Here is a 17014-nt window from a genome sequence, read left to right as displayed (position 1 = left end):
ATTTTGACATCACAAGGAGTAACACCACCATATGTTTGGTCTAGGAATGCCGGAAATTTTGCTGATTCTGGCCATAGCCCTTATCGTCATAGGTCCGCAGAAACTGCCGGAAGTTGCAAAAATGCTCGGCAAAGCCATGGGGGAATTCAAGCGATCTGCCCAGGAACTGAAAAATTCCATTGATATAGAAACCACGGTAAATGAAGCCAAGCCGAAACCTGTTAAAAAAAAACTCAACGATGTTATTAAGGATATAGGCACGGAAGACCCCAAACCGCAGCAGGTTTCCGCCAAACCGGAGACCACGGACAAGGCGGATGAGCAGAAAGCCAAAGCATCCCCGGAACCGGCAGAGGACAACCCGAATGCAGCCCCGCCGCCCCCGGCTTCGTCCAAAACAGAAACAGTCACCTCTAAAGAATAAATCCATCAGGTATCCGACATGAACGACCAGGAAGAAAAAAGTCCTTTTACCGAGCATCTGGGCGAATTGCGTGACCGTCTGATTCACTCCTTTATTGCCGTGGGTTTAGGCTTTGTTGTTGCCTATTTTTTCAAGGAACAACTGTTTGAGATTCTGACGGCCCCCCTGGTAACCGCTATGGCAAAAAGCGGCAATGCAAAACTAATATTTACAGGCTTACCCGAAGCCTTTTTCACCTATATGAAAGTGGCCTTGCTGGCAGGCATTGCCCTTGCCACCCCGGTACTGTTTTATGAATTCTGGATGTTTGTTTCTCCGGGGCTGTACCGGGAAGAAAAAAAATATCTCCTGCCCATAATCATTCTATCGCTTATTTTCTTTATTGCCGGTGCCTCATTCGGGTATTTTATTGTTTTTCCATACGGGTTCGAGTTTTTTCTGGGCTTTACCACGGAAACCATCCAGGCAATGCCTTCCATGAAGGAGTATTTATCCTTCGCATCCCAAATGCTTCTGGCCTTTGGATTTGTTTTTGAGTTGCCCCTTGTCATGACCTTTTTGTCCCGCATGGGTCTGGTTCCCCCCGCCTTTTTAAAAAAAAACAGGAAATATGCCCTGCTTCTGTTTTTTGTGGTAGCAGCAATCCTTACCCCCCCGGATGTGGTTAGCCAGATTATGATGGCCATGCCGCTTATTGTTTTATATGAGGTTGGGATTATTGGCGCCAGTATTTTTTCACGAAAATCCACGGCTCAGGAAGAGGATGGGGATGAGGACGAGGAAGACGAGGAAGACGAGGCGTGGGTTTCCCAGGACCCCGAAGACGGGGAGGATACTGAAAGCGATACAGAAGATGAAGATGAAAAATAGCACCCTGAAAAATTTTACAAAGACGGTTAGGATTGACTTTACCCGGGGCTTAGGTGTAAAAAAGGCAGGTAATGAAAGACATAATCGGCGCTATAGCCGAAAAAAAGCAGTATAGTTTTAACTTTTAAAGGAGAAAAGAGGTTATGAACAAGAAAATTTTTACCCTCCTGATGGCAGCAGGGATTGCTGTGGTTTTCACTGCCTCCGGCATACAGGCAGGGAACACTGTAGATGATGTGATCACCATGAAAAGCAAAATTTTAGATGCAACGCGTAAAAAATCGCCGGATGCAGAAAAACCATGCAAGCTGGTTGAATTCACCCATAAAAAACATCATGAAGAGTACAAAATTTCCTGCGGCGACTGCCATCATGACAAAGAGGGCAAACCCCTTGCCGATCTTAAAGCAGGCGATAATGTCCAAAAATGCGAAGAGTGCCATACCAATGTAAAACCCGGCGACAAAACCTTCCAGGGCAAATACAAGGCCAAACCTGTTGACATCATGCACCTTGAATCAGCCATCCATGAAAACTGCATTGGCTGCCACAAGGGACAAGGCCTGACGGTCGGCACCAAATGCGGCGACTGCCACACAAAAATGTAATTATCACGGTAGACGATTAACTTATTAACCGTTTACCCGTTATATATTTAAAAGGGGAAAACCGTATGTTTTTCCCCTTTTTGCGTTTCACGCCGCCAGGTATATCAATGGGTAAAACATCACCCCACACACCCCAGACTTGGGTCCTGGACCACAATGGTCCGCATTCTGCGTTTCTTTTTCACCTGGCACATCAAAGTTTTATACACGGGAAACCCGGAGATGGGATCAAACTGCTCAAGGTCGGTAAGCACATTGACATTGGCTTTTCGCCAGGATTCCGACCCTAAAGGACCGCCGCCGCCCACTGATGCGTAAACAAACCCTTTCATCACATTTTCCGTGACATCGGCCCGCATCTCCACAAACCCCCGGGGCGTTTTCACCACCACCGTATCACCGGTCTCAATCTGTCGATCTGAGGCATCCTGCGGATTCATCTGAACCATGGGATCCGGATATTTTTCAATAAAATCAGGAATTGCCCGCAAACAGGATTTCATGTCCGGTTTAAAGGGGCCCGTTCCAAGAATCAAAGGAAACCGGTTGGCCAGTAAAGGTTGACTGACGGGGGTTTCAAAAGATTCTTCATATTTTGGCAATCCTTCATACCCCATCTGCTCCAGCAGCTGCGATTTAATTTCAAACTTGCCGGACGGGGTTTCAAAGCCTGGCTTTCCGTCCGTTCGCAAATGCCCTGTCTCCCATTTCCGGTAGGTCATGGGTTCGGCTGGTTTGCGCACGGTCAGTCGCTCATCCTGTTCCATATCGGCCCGGGTAATGCCGGTATCTTTTAAAACCAGGTCCAGCAACGCTGTTTCATTGGCAGGAAACTTTTCGCCATACCCAAGTTTTTGGGCCAGTTCCGTTAATATGGTAAAGCAGGGTTTGCTCTGCCCCACCGGTTCAATCATTTTTTCCCGTAACCGGACAGCATTGCCGTAAAAGCAATAGGATGACTGCTCAAAGGCGGTGGTGGCCGGCAGTACAATATCGGCCCAGGCGGCATCCCGGGTGAGTTGCAGATCAATGGAGACCAGAAAATCCAGGGCATCAAAGGCCTTTTGCCACAAAATGGGGTTGGGCCAGGCGGTGAGGATGGATGCGCCAAGGATAAACAGGCCGTGGATTTTATAAGGATCCCCCTCTAAAATAGATTTCGGCAGACGGTTGGCATGGGGCTCTCCTCCGCAGAAATGGGCGTAAACCGGGAAATGTCCTGCACCGATGGAGCGATCAAACCCAGGGCTTGCAATCTGGTGATCTTTACTCAGATGGATCTGATTCTCATGGGGAACAAAACAGCGGCCCCCTTCAACATCCAGCTGCCCGGCCAGGGCCCAGAGCACCATGACCGCGCGGATGTTCTGAACACCGGATTTGGTATATTCCAGCCCTGTATACATCACATAGCTTGCACCTTCGGCATCGGCAATCTCTTGGGCCAGCTCCATAATCAGATCCCGGGGCACACCGGTTATCCCGGCAACGATTTCAGGGGTGAATGCCTTGACATATTCGGCAAACGCTTCATATCCAAACGTCCACTCTTTTACAAAGGCCTGATCAATTAAATTTTCCCGGATCAGGATATGGCACAGGCCCAGGGCAAGGGCCCCGTCTGAACCGGGCCGGATGGGCACCCACAGGCTGCCCGGCAGCTTTGCAGATGCGGTTTGCCTGGGATCAATGACGATAATCCTTGCCCCTTCATGGGCGGCACGGACCAGGCGGCCGAACATGGCCGGGGGCGTTGATGTGGAAGGGTCTGTCCCCCAGACAAAAATAAGATCTGAATTATCCAGATCGGAAAACATCTCCGTATGCAGACAACCACATGTCAACTGGGGTGCCAGCACCCCAAGGGAGGTGTAACAGGGGGAACCCACCCCAAAGGTATTGGGCGATCCGTAGGGAAACAGGATGCTTGAGGCAAGATAGATGTGAGAGCCGCCAAGCTGGAAAGCATCTTTAAAGGCCCGTTCGTAGGAACCTGTACCCGCGTAGAATCCCAGGGCCTGGGGCCCGTATTTCGCTCTAACCGAATCCATCTTTTGAGCAATGATATCAAAAGCCGCATCCCAGGAGATGGGTTCAAAATCCAGTTTTCCCTTGGGCCCTTTTCGTTTCAAAGGCTGTTTGATGCGGGCATCGGAATAGATAATCTGCTTTGCACTGGCTGCCATGGGGCAAAGCACTTCGCCCATGGGCGCTCCAGGGTCCGGGGTGAGCCGGTCGATTTTCCCGTCATCGTCAAAATGAACAATTACACCGCATCCGGGGCTGTGGAAACATAAGCCGCAAATTCCTGGTTTCTGTTCTGCCAAAACACACACCTCCTTTATATTTTGTTTCGTTCCGCAACAACAAACTGGGAGGTAATATGCTCCCACAGATTTCGCGTTTTCCTGATTTTCCACAACACCTGCCCCATATCCTGGATCGTGAAGCCCGGAGAGAATAGAGATTCCGGATCCTGGAGCAGCCTGCAGATATTATCCATGCCAAACCCCTTGAATGGGCCCTCTTTGGTGCCCCCAAGCCAGAGCGCGGGATCGTTGACATTTTCATCCCAGGAAAAGGGATCGGAAAAAAGGAATTTTGCATCTTTTTCATCCATGACCCGGTTGGCTTCGGCCAGATGCCGCAACGGATCCGGCACCTTTTCAAGAATGTTTACGGAACTTACCGTGGTAAAGCGCCGGGACCGGAAGGGCAATGCCATGGCATCGGCAACAATAAATTCAGCCTGGTCAAAACCAAAGGCCGGATCCAAATCACAGGCCCGCTTTTCGGTGATCTGCCCCTCCATGATCAGATCAAATGCCAGTCGCTTTTGGGCCGCAAGCCTGCGGGCAGCCCGGACAAAGGAGATCGAGGTATCAAGCCCCACAGCCCGGTCATGGGTTCTGGTCATCTCAAAGGTCAGACGCCCCACGGAACACCCGATATCAAGGGCCCAGCCGGAGCGTTGGGAATCAAAAGCCCGGGCCCATTTCCCATAGGCGTCCGTGGCATCCGGGCCGTTAAAAAACTCGGAATAGTGGCTCCACAAATAGGCGGAACGCATGGAAAAAGAGTTGTATCCCGTTTCATCCCGGACAATAGGCAGGGTCTGTTCCGGCACGACCACGGCAATGCCCTCGTGGATCTCATACCCCTGTCTGCATTGGGGGCAGACGAGTCGCCCCTCAATAATATCATCATCGGTTTCCGTGTGGATATCAGGATTAAGCACAACCTCACTGTCCAGACATTGCGGACAGATAAGCTCTTCAATCAGCCATTTTTTCATAACAGCTCCTATTTCATACGGATGTAATTATAACAGGCTTGACAAGCACATAGTATATATGAAAAAAACTGTAAACGATCACGATTTAATAAATTTCCCGGCTGGATTCAAAAAACTTTCGTTTAGCCGTCATGGAAATTTTAGAACTCTTTTTTTCAAAAAATTATTCCAGACATTTTTTTTGAAAAACCGCCCACCAGCTCCGCAGATAGAGTAAACGGCAAAAAAATTAAATCCAAGGGATTATACACACCCATGAAATTCGGAAAATACCTGTTCCACATCAAACTGACCCGGGACGCTGTTTTACCCGCGTACAAAGGATCCACATTCAGAGGGCTTTTGGGCCATGCCTTGAAACGAACCGTATGTGCGCTTAAAAACCAGACCTGCGCCACCTGTATTTTAAGGCAGAACTGCACCTATGCCCTGGTATTTGAAACCGCCCATGCCCTGCCGGCTCCGGAAAACGCCAAGATATCGGCCCCACCGCACCCCATGGTCCTGGAACCGCCTTTAACGGAAAAAAGAGAGTTCGCTGCCGGCGACACCCTGGCATGCGGCATGGTCCTTTTCGGGGACCTGAACCGGAACCTGCCCTATTTCATCTATGCCTTTGACCAGATGGGCCGTATCGGCCTGGGCAAAAGCCTGAACGGCACCCGGGCCGGGTTTACGCTGGAATCCGTCACCTTTGGGGATGAAAGGGTTTATTCAAAAGAGGACGGCCGGGTGACATTGCCGGATATTCTGCCTGCGCTTGACCTGACACCGGATCAGGACGAAAATCCGGAACATGTCACACTCAAACTGCAAACCCCGTTCAGGATCAGCACGGACACGGGCCAGGCCCCAAATCTGCCCTTTGACCTTTTAATGCGTTCCCTGATCCGCCGGTGTACCGCCCTGTTCAACACATATGGGGATGGTGAGCCACCCCTGAATTACCCGGAGTTGGTGCAAAAAGCCTGCCGGGTGAACCTGACAGACAACAGCCTGGCCTGGTTTGACTGGCAGCGATACTCCTCCCGACAGGAGGCAAAAATGTATATGGGCGGACTTTTGGGACAAGTAACCTACCAGGGAGACCTTGGACCTTTTCTGCCGTTTCTTCGCATGGCGCAAACCGTTCATGCCGGGAAAAACACGGCGTTTGGCCTGGGCAAGGTTGAGCTGGAGACGGTATAGTGGTTGAAAAGCAAAAGAAAGAAAAAAAGATGTTCCTGGTGTTTAGCCACAGGCTGACTCCGGAACAGGAAAACGATGCCCAAGATGTCTGGGGCGTTACATCCTTCATTGCGCTTCCACCGGGACTAAAAAAAATATGGGAACAGATTCCGGCTGATCTGGAAAATATTTCAAACGTAATTCTTCCGATTCAGCAGTGGGTTAAAAGGGAAGCAGATAAAAATGACGTCGTCCTGATCCAGGGCGATTTCGGTGCCACCTGGCTTCTGGTTGACTTTGCATTGAGGGCGCAATTAATCCCGGTTTATTCCGTGACCCAAAGAGATGCCCGGGAGGTTCTACAACCGGACGGCGCTATAAAAACAACACATGTTTTCAAGCACAGGAGGTTTCGATTGTACGGGCGGCCATAAAAGGAAAAACATAAATGATATGATTTTTAGGAACAGGAGGGATAAAAATGGATCTGAGTCACGGGGTTCACCAGACGACTATGGTTTATTTGCCGAAAACAACAAAGAAATTAAAAAAAATTATAAAGGTGAATTATGGCAAGGATATTAACAACTGACGAGTCGGTAATTGACCCGGATTTCAAAATATCCGGGGCTAAGTTCATACAACACGAATATGAACTTGAACTGCTGACACCTATGGCCGGAGGCGGAACAAAAAGCTGGGTTCCAGATCTTGAAAATCCAGTCCGTACTCAGTCCATAAAAGGGCAGCTTAGGTTCTGGTGGCGAACCATGCAAAACGAAGTTAACCCAACTGATTTTAAGACAAAGGAGGATAGGCTTTGGGGAAGCACCAAAGAGGCTTCTACAGTGCGTTTGAGTGTTAATTTGACCAAAAAGCCAACCATCAAACGAATACCTTGGGGAGGGAAAGATGGCAAATACCTTCAATTTGATAATGTCCAGGTGCCGGGGTTTGTACTTTTCCCGTTTCAAAACAAACCGTTTCAACCCGGAGACGACTGTGATTTGATTGGTGATCTCAGTTTCATACTTAAAGTGACATGCCTTCCGGAACATAAAAACGAAGTTTGCAATTCAATAAAACTGTGGACTCTTTTTGGCGGCCTTGGGGCTCGTTCCCGCAGGGGATGCGGTTCCTTATACTGCAAAGAAATTGCCGAACAATTTCAGACCACAGGTGACATTGACCAATTTGTAAATAATTTGGCAGAAAATCAGAATGGGAATTTAAGTACTAGTCCATATCCCAGGCTTTCCGGTTCTCAATTTAGATCTATTACCACCACCACCAATAATGCTGCTGCCATGGAATGGTGCGCATACCTGGACAGATATGGGGCGTTTCGCCAGGGACAAGGCGTCGGACGCCGGGCCGGGGCCGGGAATCAGCCTGGAAGGAGCTATTGGCCGGAGCCGGATGCCATGCGACTGATAACCGGAAAAAGCAGTCCGAATCACCAGCCTAACCACCCAGCAGGTAAATGGTTTCCACGGGGGGCATATGGTTTGCCGATTATTACCGAATTTCGTAATGCTGGTGGAGATCCTCCAGGGAAATACACCCTGTTACCGGCAGGAGCAAAACAGGAGCGCTGGCCGTCGCCGGTTATTTTGAAAGTAACAAGACTTGGGGGCGGTAACATCGCCCGTCTTTGCCTCATTTTAAATGATAAGGGCCCTCAAATTCTAAAGCTTGAAAGTTCTATCATTTCCTACACCCTGGCACCGGCAGAACATCCTCTTGACCATACAGACAAGGAGATGGTGGAGCCTACAAACATCCTTCAGAGCAGAGAAAATCCCTATGACGGACTTTTGCGCTATCTGGAAATGACAGAGGTGGCATAATGAGCAAATATCTTATCAATATCGCAGTCGGTCCCGTTCAGGAGTTCATTGCCTCTGCAAGAAAGTTAAAGGATCTGTGGTACGGGTCCCATTTACTTTCAGAACTGTCAAAATCCGTGGCTGCGGTCCTTTACGACCAGGGCTGTGAGCTTATTTTTCCGGCAGTTGATGAGAAAGTCCTGCTTCAACCTAATTCACAGTTGAATGTGGCGAACAAGATCCTGGCGGTAAGTCCTGACGGCAGTGACCCTGCTTCCCTGACTGCCCAGGCACGGAACGCCTTTACTAACCATTGGGAAAAAATATGCAGGGAGGCAGCATTAAAAGCACCCCGTTTGAATCAGGATTTGTTTGATAAACAGATTAATGACTTTGGTGAATTTTTTGCCGCCTGGATTTTCTATGAGGAGAAGGAATACAAAAAATGCCGTTCCCTTGTGGAGGCAAAACTTGGCGGCCGAAAATCCCTTCGGGAGTTTAAGGCGCCGGCCTGGGATGGAACAGGCCTTGCCAAATCCAGCTTGGACGGCATCAGAGAGGCCGTGCTTACAGGCATACAAGAGAAGGATAAACGCAGTTTTCAGCTGAAAAAAGGGGAACACCTTGATGTGCTGGGTGTGGTCAAACGGTTCGGCCCTTGGAATAGTGCCGGTCGCCCCCATTTTGACAATATGGCACAGGTCGCTGCCCGGCCCTATCTGGCAGGGCTTCAAAAAGAAGTTATAAAAAGCAAAAGGGTTGCAGAACTGATTCCAGATATGGAAATTGTGAAAAACCTTTATCCCGGCTTGCCGGAAGGCAGCCCCCTTGCAGATCCTCCGTTGTGGGAGGGCTGGCCCAAAGGACTGTCCAGCGATCTCCTTCACCCGGCTGTATTGGAAGAGGAGAAAAAACTTATTGAACCAGGCCGGGAAAAAGCCTGGGCTGCACTTGAAAAAATATTGAAAAAACTGTGGGCTGCAACCAGTCAGCCCTCGCCATACGCCTGTCTGCTTCTTGGCGACGGGGACAACATGGGCAAAACCTTAGATGCCATTGTAACCGTTGACGGACACAGGGCGTTTTCCGCGTCTCTTGAAAGCTTCGCCTCAGGTATTCATGAAATAGCCGAAAGCTATAACGGGCGAATTGTTTATTCCGGGGGCGATGATGTTCTGGCCTATGTACCGCTTGACAGCGCCCTGTCCTGTGCTGAAGCGTTTAACAATCTGTTTTTTGAGACTATGGAAAAGGTTGGTAAAAAATTAAAGCTTGCCCCGCCCACGTTTTCTTTAGGTATGGTCATTGTTCATCAGCGAACGCCCCTGGCCGATGCCCTGACCCTGGCCCGCCAGGCAGAACATATAGCCAAAGATGTCGGGGGGAAAAACTGTCTTGCCGTCATTCAGGATAAACGCAGCGGTTCGCCTATAAGCATTCATGGGCCCTGGCAGGGGGACTCAGGTTTGCCTGCAAGACTTAACCGCTATCAGGAAGCCATCATTGCAGAAAGGCTGCCCAGCACCCTGGGATATCAGCTGCGCCTGATTGCGGATCAATGCGGTCCCAGCCTGGCATGGCAAAACAGCAGTGAACCTGCAAATCCCGCATGTGCAGAAGCGTTGCGAATAATCGGACGTAAACGGGACAGATCCACAAAACAGCTTTGCTCGGATGATGCAGCCTTCATTATTCAAGGAGAAACGGATTTGCGGCATATTTCAGATGAGCTTGTCATTGCCCTTCAATTGGCCAAAGCAAAAAAACTGGCCAACGCTAACTGGTCAAAATAAGGAGATGAACTGATGAATTTCACCATAACAAGCAGTGATCCTCTCATTTTTCGTGACGGTCGCCCCTTTGGTGAGCAGGGCCATGTCCACGGCGGAGCTCTGCGCTGGCCCTGGCCTTCTACGATCAGCGGATTGATCCGAACAAAAATCGGCGAGCAGCGGGCCAAAGATTATTTTACTGGGCCTGACCGGCTAAAGAATATTGAAATGATTCGAAAGGTTCGCAACTGTTGCCTGCCGTTATGGCGGAATGCGCTTGGCCAGGACTGGCAGCCCCTTTTCCCCGCTCCGGTTGATGCCTTTTGTTTTCAGGAAAAAAATCAGAATTCAAATGAGTTGAATATAATTCCTTTTTCTTATCAAGCCGCTGACGAGACAGGCGGAACAGATTTTAATGTGTCAAACTGGATGATTCCGATCCGGGAGGTAAATTCAAAACCAGCCAAAAGCAAACCGGATCTTTGGTTTAAGGATGTATTTTTGTATTGGCTGAAACATGGCAAACTTGAGAAACGCCTCTGGCAGGCTGAAAATTTAGGACTTAGCTGGCCACAACTGGAGTTGCGTATTCATACCGCCATTTCCGCCCATACCGGCACTGCAGATCACGGCCGTCTGTTTTCTTCCCAGGGAATACGGCTGGAAAGTGGCGGCCAGGCAGAAAGGCCGGGATACTTTGCCATCGGCATACAGGTGAACGGCATAGAGAGTAATGATCACCTGAAAGGCTCCTGTCATTTAGGCGGAGAAAGACGGGTTGCACAGATCGAACCGATCCGGACGTTTTTACCGCCTTGTCCGGACTGGCTGAACAATAAAAAATATTTGCGCCTGATCCTGGCAAGTCCGGGTAAATTCGGCGGATGGGCACCGGATTGGATGCTCCCCGATGAAAAGAACGAATTTAAAACGCACCCTGGAAGCGGCATCAAGGTCCGTCTGCGCAGTGCTCATGTGGAACGGTGGCAAGCCGTGAGCGGCTGGGAGTTTGAAAAACATGGGCCTAAGGCATTTTCCAAGCTGGTACCCGCCGGCAGTGTTTACATTCTTGAACTCAAAGAGAGCAGCAATTCCCAAACACTTGCCGAAGAATTATGGGGACACTCCCTGAATGATGATCCAGACGGATTCGGTTTAACTTTTATCGGCAATATTTCACTTTAAGGAAAATATTATGAAACAAAGAGTATACACGATCCTTACACGATCCGGACTGCATTGCGGTATTGGCCAAGGCCTTTCCGATATCGACCTGCCAACGGCAAAGGAGTCTGTAACAGGTTTTCCCTTTATTCCGGGATCATGCTTGAAAGGTGTTCTCCGGGACAGGTTCGATGACGGCAGCACTAACTTTCGGGCGGCCTTTGGACCTGACCCTGAAAATGCCGGTGATTACGCCAGCGCTTTAAGCTTTTCTGATGCCCGGCTGGTCTGCCTTCCGGTCCGGTCATGGTTTGGCACGTTTGCCTACATGACCTGCCCCACGGCGCTTGGCATTTGCCGTCAGATCCTTGGGCAGCCAGATACTGACAATCTGCCCTCTATTCCTTCGTTAAACAGAATTCATGAAAGCTATCAGGTGGCCTTGACTTCCGAAAGCGTGCTGACACCGCCCAACCATAACGATGCCGCACAGATTCTGCTGGAAGATTTGGACCTGACGGTGGCCGGTGCAGAGCAGGACAAGGCAGATGCCTGGGCTGGTTTGCTTGCAAAGTTATTTTATCCTAAAGCCCCGGAAGCACGGCCTTCCTTCATAAAACGGTTTGCGGTGGTTGACGATGATATTATGGCCTTTTTGTGTGAAACCGGTCTTCCTGTGGCTGCGCATAATGCCATCGAAGAGAATGGCACAGTCAAGGCCGGCGCCCTTTGGTACGAAGAATTCGTCCCTGCTGAAACATTCTTTGCAGGTGCCATTTATGCATCCACCCCTAAGCTTCCCAAAACAAATGAAGAAACATCCTGCACGGATCAGGGGCTGCTTAATTATTTCTGCACAAGTCCTGTCCATACTCAGGTCGGCGGCAGTGCAACCACGGGACGCGGATTGATTACCATCAGTTTTTCCGGCATGGAGGATTAATATGCAGACCAATAATCAGCGGTATTCCAATGAGGTCTTCCAGAAAATTCAGTCCATGGCGGAAGATCAGCAGGCAGGAAAGTATAAAACCATTTGTAAGAAGGCGGGAAGTCTTGTACGAAATTCAGGACTTATGCAGACCCTGGCGTTTATGAAAGCCCGGGGACAAAGGTCCAGCGAGGCCCACCACCACACCTTGCTTGATCATCTGCGGGACGAACTGATTAGCCTTGGCTGCGTTCCGGCTGGTATAAACGACCTGCCGGATTATATTCGGACGGTTTCGTTATCCAGCTATATGATACATACCCGTCAGGTGCTGCTGCTGTTAAACTGGCATAAGCGGCTGGCAGACACACTGATTTCACAGGAGGAAGAGCAATGATTCCGGCAATACGTGAAGATGTTCATAAGATTAGTAACGCTGGCTACGGCATCCCCCAGGGGCAGTTTGATAATAAGTCATTGATGTTTAACCGGCTTTGCAGAGAAATTGACGAACCAGTTCATAATGAAACAAACGCGAAAGAAAATGCGTTACTAGGGCTGATATCGGGGTATACCGAGGGATGCATACAGCTTTATAAGCAAGCATTCGATAACTGGCGCGGGTTTCTTGCCGGCCAGCAAGATGTCATCCTGTTTGAGATGCAAAATATAAGTCCGCTGATTGTGGGTAAGGGGGATCAAAATGTTCATGAATTCGGCATGACACTCCAATCTCCCTGGGCTACACCGGTTATCCCCGGGTCAGCAGTTAAAGGCGTTGTTTCCACATTTGCCCATGAAACCGCAGACCTGAACTGGCGCAAATCCTTTAGCCCGGAATCATATTCCGGCGCATACAGTCTTGTCATGTTCGGAGGTGTCAATGAACAGGGCAAGCAGTTTGCCGGTGCGGTTGATTTTCTGGATGCCTGGTGGATACCAAAAATCCAGACGCCTTTTTCCAAGGATATCATTAATACCCATAACCGATCCTGGTATCAGGCTGATTACGGGCATGGCCCGGAAAATTGGCCGGATGGCATGGATAACCCAGTGCCGGTTTTTTTTGCAACTGTCAAACCCGGGCAACGGTTTCTATTTGCTCTGCGCGGTCCTGGTATTTGGGCCGAACTTGCCAAAAGAATTATTGTTGAAGCAGGTATACAAAACGGATTTGGCGCAAAAACCCGGGTCGGGTACGGCATGTTTGAGTATCTTCCTTCGGATGAAGAAATAGCGGCTGACCTTCAACGTATGTCAGATGATCAGCTACTTAATGTATATAAAGAAAAGGGAAGCTCGGCTGAGCCGGTTCTCCAGGAGGCGTTTCGTAAAAGAGCAGAACAAGCGAACTATTCACAATCTCTTGAGCCGTTGTTGAAAAAATATAGGCCTGGGATGGTCATGCGGAATAAGTTGGAACAAATTCCCTTAAAAAATTTAAAGCAGGTAAAAAATATTTATGACCAGTTTAAAAGCGTTTTTGATATAGAACCAGTTAAAACAAGCGATCCTGATATACAAAAGATCTTTAACATCTGCATACAGTTTGAAGATGAGCTTAAAAAAATGCCGCCCGAGGCCTGGGTATGGCAGTTTGCTCCAAATGCGAAAGATTTTTTTGTGGGTAAAGACGCCGAGCAGTTGAATGATTTTATCGAGAATTATGATCAGACCTATCCGCCTCTGCGGGATTTCCGTCCAGCAATTGAGGAACTAAGGCTGGACGAGGAGGAAAAAGAGCTTCTTCTCATGGCCCTTGACGAGAGAATTGAAAAAATGCAGAAATGACGGCAAAAATTTTTAATAAATAAAAATGAGGTACCAGGCATGGGAAAAATATTTATCAGTTTTCTTGGAAGGAACAATTATAAATACTGCAATTATTATTTCAACGATGATGAATCAGATGTCGTTAAGGACGTACGCTTCGTTCAGGAAGCGTTGCTTAAAAGGCATTGTTCTTCCTGGGGAAAAGATGACCGGGCCTTAATTTTCCTGACGCCCGAGGCTGAGGATTGCAACTGGCAAGAGAACAAAATAGAAGAGAAGCTCCCACACGGCCTTGATTATTCCCTGTCGCAATTAGGGCTTTCCCTTTCCATAGAACCCATAAAAGATATCCCCATGGGCTACAATGAATCTGAGGTATGGGAACTGTTTGATTTGATCATTGAGAAAATAAATGAGGGTGATGAAATCTATCTTGATATTACCCACGGGTTTCGCTCCCTGCCCATGCTTGGCCTGGTTCTGGTCAACTATCTGAAAGTCACCAAAAATATCAGTGTTGGTGGCATTTATTACGGGGCTTTTGAAAAGCTGGGGCCAAGTCACGAAATAGACAAAATACCAATGGAAAAAAGAAATGCACCGGTTCTGGATCTGACTTCATTTCATATTTTACAGGACTGGGTCATGGGTGCCGACAATTTTATCAACTACGGCATTACGGGAAAAATTGAACAGGTAATTTCAGAAGAGATTAAAACCACGTTAAAAGAAACAAAAGGGCAGGACCCTAAAGCCGCAGCACTCAAGCAGTTTAACAATCAACTGAAGGAAATTCCAGCCGGTTTCCAAACTGTTAGAGGAAAAGAAATAATTGAAGGCACAAGCATCCAAAATTTAAAAGAGCAAATAAACAACATTAAACTGTTTAAACAGAATGCCCCACTAAGAAATATTCTGGACAAAATCAGCAGAAAACTGGCAGGCTTTAAAAAGGACGATGTTAAAAACGGCTTTTTAGGTGTTCAGTGGTGTATTGATCACGGCATGATCCAGCAGGGAATTACCCTGTTGCAGGAAAACACCATTACCTGGGTATTGACAGCATTAAAACGGAACTACACCGGGCCGCTTAACCTGGATTATACCGATAAGGAGATGAGAACGCTTGTTTCCCAATCTTTTCATATTCTGGGACGAGGGGACAGAATAACAAAAGAAGGGTGGAAAGACCCTTCGAAATCGTATCCTGATGATGCAACATATATTCAGAATTTTATTAAAACTACAGGGCTACTCAGCGCATACGCCAGTCTGTCAGAGTATCGAAATGATATAAATCATGGGGGCGTCACTAATACGCCTTCCAAGGGTCATAAATTCAAGCAGGTTCTGGAAAAAAGCTACCTGGAGCTGATGAAAAAAATAACAACCTATGAATCTGTCCGGCAGGAAAGAACGCAGCAACATGGATAGACGAAAATACATTTTATCCCCCTGCGGCACAAGTCTTTTGACCAATTTTACAAAGGATGGCGCACAGCGAAATCTGATTTATAAATATGCAAATGCAAAAAACAAATCAGATGTTCCGGAAGCTGACAGGGCCGTTCTTGCCGAACGGATTGAACAGCTTGCCCTGGAGATTGAAACTGCAGGATATGAACAGGCCCAGGATATGTCTGCCGAACTGAACAGCATCATTACGTTTTACGGCGGGGTTCTGCCAAAAGCCAATGACTTTCACCTGCTGGTCTGTTCAGATACCTGGCTTGGTGAGGTGACAGCCCGGTTTGTATCAAAATGGATTTTGCGGGCCTGCCCTGATATGGCCGTGGTCATTCACAGACAGGAAGGCCTGCAGACCGGGGAAATGACATCCTTTCAATGGGCATTGTCTGATCTTGTGAAAAAATTTTATGAAGAGCTGCCCAAATATAAGGCTGCCGGTTATGAGATTATCTTTAATCTGACAGGCGGGTTTAAGGCGGTACAGGGTTTTCTGCAAAGCATTGCCAACTTCTTTGCTGATGAAACAGTGTATATTTTTGAAAAATCTGACATGCTCATGCGTATTCCCCGGCTGCCGGTGAGACTGGATGCTGCTGAAATTGTGGAAAAGAATCTGGGCTGCTTCCGCAACCTTGCCATGGGGGTGCCATATAAAGGGGACGTCACGATTCCGGAAACCATGATTCTCAGCCTGGACGACGTTGTTGAACTTTCAGCCTGGGGCGAGGTGTTGTGGAATGAGGCAAAGGAACAATTATATAAGGCGCAATTGTGGCCCTCACCGAATCCGGAAAAAATCAGATATGGACCGGGGTTTCAAAAAAGCACCGCATCCATTGGGCCTGACCGGATGCGGCATGTGAATAATACCATAGATCAACTCAACCGGTTTGTTCACGACAACAAAGCCAATTTGAATTCCCTTGATTTCAAAGCGTTGAAAGGGGGTAAAATGCCCCCGTCAACCCATGAAGTAGACGCATGGGCAGATAGTGATGCAAGACGAATCTTTCTGCACAAAGATGAGAACGGCTGCTATATCCTGGACAAGCTGGCCAGGGGGCTTCATTAAATATTTTTCCTGGTCTGCTTTGACATCGTTGACAACCAGGTCCGGTACAGGGTAGTAAAGATCCTGAAAGGATACGGGACCCGGGTTCAAAAATCCGTGTTTGAATGCGCCAACATGACGGAACACAAATTCATGAAAATGCAGTCTGATCTGGAGGAGATCATTGACCATGGTGAGGATACCATCCGCTATTATCCGCTTTGCAGGCATTGCGTAGGTCAGGTGGAATTCTCCGGCACCGGGAATCCGCCCAATACACGGGCCTATTCGGTGTTATGAGGCTGCCACGATCTTTGATAATTTGTTCAAAAAATACCTTAAGGAGGTCCGTCATTTTTGTATCTCTTTTAAAATCAGAATGTTGCGCTAAAAACAGCATAAATTTAAGTGTGAAGTTTTTTTCCGAAACCCCAAAACGGGGTAGGTCCGTCAAATCGGCCCTGGAAAGCCTTGACAGATAAGTGTTTCAGATACCCACAGTCCGAAAGATTGCCTCGATTAGAGAGGATTGAGACTGAGCGGATGGGTTATTCATAAACACATTCATTTCCAGTCCGAAAGATTGCCTCGATTAGAGAGGATTGAGACTTCTCCACTTGCTGATACCATCTCCCAGGACATGAAGGTCCGAAAGATTGC

Annotated in this window: 16 protein-coding genes and 1 CRISPR repeat array (1 of these 17 only partly in view); of the genes, 14 read left to right on the top strand and 2 right to left on the bottom strand. The window is 48.2% G+C overall.

All coding sequences use genetic code 11. The features are described from left to right. Window positions 1-31 precede the first annotated feature (31 nt). The 3 genes from DESPODRAFT_RS21740 (at window position 32) to DESPODRAFT_RS12680 (ending at window position 1902) form a co-directional block, all read left to right on the top strand. A complete protein-coding gene (locus tag DESPODRAFT_RS21740) occupies window positions 32-424 on the top strand; it encodes a twin-arginine translocase TatA/TatE family subunit (RefSeq protein WP_004073978.1) in 393 nt (130 codons plus the stop codon). 18 nt (window positions 425-442) lie between these two features. Beyond that, window positions 443-1294: a twin-arginine translocase subunit TatC gene (gene tatC / locus DESPODRAFT_RS12685; RefSeq protein WP_004073977.1), complete on the top strand. Its 852-nt coding sequence runs from the start codon at window positions 443-445 to the stop codon at window positions 1292-1294. Window positions 1295-1437: 143 nt separating this feature from the next. Then, window positions 1438-1902: a cytochrome c3 family protein gene (locus DESPODRAFT_RS12680; RefSeq protein WP_004073976.1), complete on the top strand. Its 465-nt coding sequence runs from the start codon at window positions 1438-1440 to the stop codon at window positions 1900-1902. A 119-nt stretch (window positions 1903-2021) separates the two neighbouring features. Here DESPODRAFT_RS12680 and DESPODRAFT_RS12675 read toward each other — a convergent pair whose 3' ends face one another. Continuing rightward, window positions 2022-4238 carry a molybdopterin-containing oxidoreductase family protein gene (locus DESPODRAFT_RS12675; RefSeq protein ID WP_245531907.1) on the bottom strand — a complete coding sequence of 739 codons (2217 nt, stop codon included), beginning with the start codon at window positions 4236-4238 and terminating at the stop codon, window positions 2022-2024. A gap of 5 nt (window positions 4239-4243) precedes the next feature. After that, window positions 4244-5197, bottom strand: coding sequence for a class I SAM-dependent methyltransferase (locus DESPODRAFT_RS12670; protein WP_004073974.1), 954 nt, complete (start codon window positions 5195-5197; stop codon window positions 4244-4246). Window positions 5198-5452: 255 nt separating this feature from the next. Here DESPODRAFT_RS12670 and cas6 point away from each other — a divergent pair, with 255 nt between their 5' ends. The 11 genes from cas6 to cas2 all read left to right on the top strand — a co-directional run bounded on the left by cas6 (window position 5453) and on the right by cas2 (window position 16654). Further along, on the top strand, window positions 5453-6385 hold the full coding sequence (gene cas6, locus DESPODRAFT_RS12665) for a CRISPR system precrRNA processing endoribonuclease RAMP protein Cas6 (RefSeq protein ID WP_004073973.1): 933 nt from the start codon (window positions 5453-5455) through the stop codon (window positions 6383-6385). Then, the gene (gene csx20, locus DESPODRAFT_RS12660; RefSeq protein WP_004073972.1) at window positions 6385-6798 is read left to right on the top strand and encodes a CRISPR-associated protein Csx20; all 414 of its coding nucleotides are present in this window, start codon (window positions 6385-6387) and stop codon (window positions 6796-6798) included. The genes cas6 and csx20 overlap by 1 nt, the downstream gene beginning before the upstream one ends. Before the next feature lie 135 nt (window positions 6799-6933). Continuing rightward, window positions 6934-8214 carry a type III-B CRISPR module RAMP protein Cmr1 gene (cmr1, locus tag DESPODRAFT_RS12655; protein ID WP_004073970.1) on the top strand — a complete coding sequence of 427 codons (1281 nt, stop codon included), beginning with the start codon at window positions 6934-6936 and terminating at the stop codon, window positions 8212-8214. Beyond that, entirely contained in the window at window positions 8214-9986 is a 1773-nt protein-coding gene (gene cas10, locus DESPODRAFT_RS12650) for a type III-B CRISPR-associated protein Cas10/Cmr2 (protein ID WP_004073969.1), read from the top strand. Before cmr1 ends, cas10 begins: the two co-directional genes overlap by 1 nt. A 12-nt stretch (window positions 9987-9998) precedes the next feature. Further along, window positions 9999-11150 carry a type III-B CRISPR module-associated Cmr3 family protein gene (locus DESPODRAFT_RS12645; protein ID WP_004073968.1) on the top strand — a complete coding sequence of 384 codons (1152 nt, stop codon included), beginning with the start codon at window positions 9999-10001 and terminating at the stop codon, window positions 11148-11150. A gap of 10 nt (window positions 11151-11160) precedes the next feature. Next, a complete protein-coding gene (gene cmr4, locus DESPODRAFT_RS12640; protein ID WP_004073967.1) occupies window positions 11161-12072 on the top strand; it encodes a type III-B CRISPR module RAMP protein Cmr4 in 912 nt (303 codons plus the stop codon). A gap of 1 nt (window position 12073) precedes the next feature. Further along, window positions 12074-12457, top strand: coding sequence for a type III-B CRISPR module-associated protein Cmr5 (gene cmr5 / locus DESPODRAFT_RS12635; protein ID WP_004073966.1), 384 nt, complete (start codon window positions 12074-12076; stop codon window positions 12455-12457). Next, on the top strand, window positions 12454-13851 hold the full coding sequence (gene cmr6, locus DESPODRAFT_RS12630) for a type III-B CRISPR module RAMP protein Cmr6 (RefSeq protein WP_004073965.1): 1398 nt from the start codon (window positions 12454-12456) through the stop codon (window positions 13849-13851). Before cmr5 ends, cmr6 begins: the two co-directional genes overlap by 4 nt. Window positions 13852-13890: 39 nt before the next feature. Beyond that, a complete protein-coding gene (csx2, locus tag DESPODRAFT_RS12625; RefSeq protein ID WP_004073964.1) occupies window positions 13891-15267 on the top strand; it encodes a TIGR02221 family CRISPR-associated protein in 1377 nt (458 codons plus the stop codon). Continuing rightward, window positions 15260-16375 (top strand): putative CRISPR-associated protein, encoded by a 1116-nt coding sequence (locus tag DESPODRAFT_RS12620; RefSeq protein ID WP_040015977.1) that lies wholly within the window; start codon window positions 15260-15262, stop codon window positions 16373-16375. The genes csx2 and DESPODRAFT_RS12620 overlap by 8 nt, the downstream gene beginning before the upstream one ends. Continuing rightward, window positions 16376-16654 carry a CRISPR-associated endonuclease Cas2 gene (gene cas2 / locus DESPODRAFT_RS12615; protein ID WP_040015976.1) on the top strand — a complete coding sequence of 93 codons (279 nt, stop codon included), beginning with the start codon at window positions 16376-16378 and terminating at the stop codon, window positions 16652-16654. A gap of 200 nt (window positions 16655-16854) precedes the next feature. After that, window positions 16855-17014: direct repeats of the CRISPR family, unit length 36 nt; unit sequence GTCCGAAAGATTGCCTCGATTAGAGAGGATTGAGAC (it continues 1103 nt past the right edge of the window).

This window comes from Desulfobacter postgatei 2ac9, assembly GCF_000233695.2.
In the GTDB taxonomy this organism is placed as follows: Bacteria; Desulfobacterota; Desulfobacteria; order Desulfobacterales; family Desulfobacteraceae; genus Desulfobacter; species Desulfobacter postgatei.
Note: the sequence above shows the minus strand (reverse complement) of the source record. Positions and strands in the feature narration are given on the sequence as shown.

Coding starts and splice junctions, on each gene's coding strand:
- DESPODRAFT_RS21740 (WP_004073978.1), top strand. CDS start 32: ATGTTTGGTCTAGGAATGCCGGAAATTTTGCTGATTCTGGCCATAGCC.
- tatC (WP_004073977.1), top strand. CDS start 443: ATGAACGACCAGGAAGAAAAAAGTCCTTTTACCGAGCATCTGGGCGAA.
- DESPODRAFT_RS12680 (WP_004073976.1), top strand. CDS start 1,438: ATGAACAAGAAAATTTTTACCCTCCTGATGGCAGCAGGGATTGCTGTG.
- DESPODRAFT_RS12670 (WP_004073974.1), bottom strand. CDS start 5,197: ATGAAAAAATGGCTGATTGAAGAGCTTATCTGTCCGCAATGTCTGGAC.
- cas6 (WP_004073973.1), top strand. CDS start 5,453: ATGAAATTCGGAAAATACCTGTTCCACATCAAACTGACCCGGGACGCT.
- cmr1 (WP_004073970.1), top strand. CDS start 6,934: ATGGCAAGGATATTAACAACTGACGAGTCGGTAATTGACCCGGATTTC.
- cas10 (WP_004073969.1), top strand. CDS start 8,214: ATGAGCAAATATCTTATCAATATCGCAGTCGGTCCCGTTCAGGAGTTC.
- DESPODRAFT_RS12645 (WP_004073968.1), top strand. CDS start 9,999: ATGAATTTCACCATAACAAGCAGTGATCCTCTCATTTTTCGTGACGGT.
- cmr4 (WP_004073967.1), top strand. CDS start 11,161: ATGAAACAAAGAGTATACACGATCCTTACACGATCCGGACTGCATTGC.
- cmr5 (WP_004073966.1), top strand. CDS start 12,074: ATGCAGACCAATAATCAGCGGTATTCCAATGAGGTCTTCCAGAAAATT.
- cmr6 (WP_004073965.1), top strand. CDS start 12,454: ATGATTCCGGCAATACGTGAAGATGTTCATAAGATTAGTAACGCTGGC.
- csx2 (WP_004073964.1), top strand. CDS start 13,891: ATGGGAAAAATATTTATCAGTTTTCTTGGAAGGAACAATTATAAATAC.
- DESPODRAFT_RS12620 (WP_040015977.1), top strand. CDS start 15,260: ATGGATAGACGAAAATACATTTTATCCCCCTGCGGCACAAGTCTTTTG.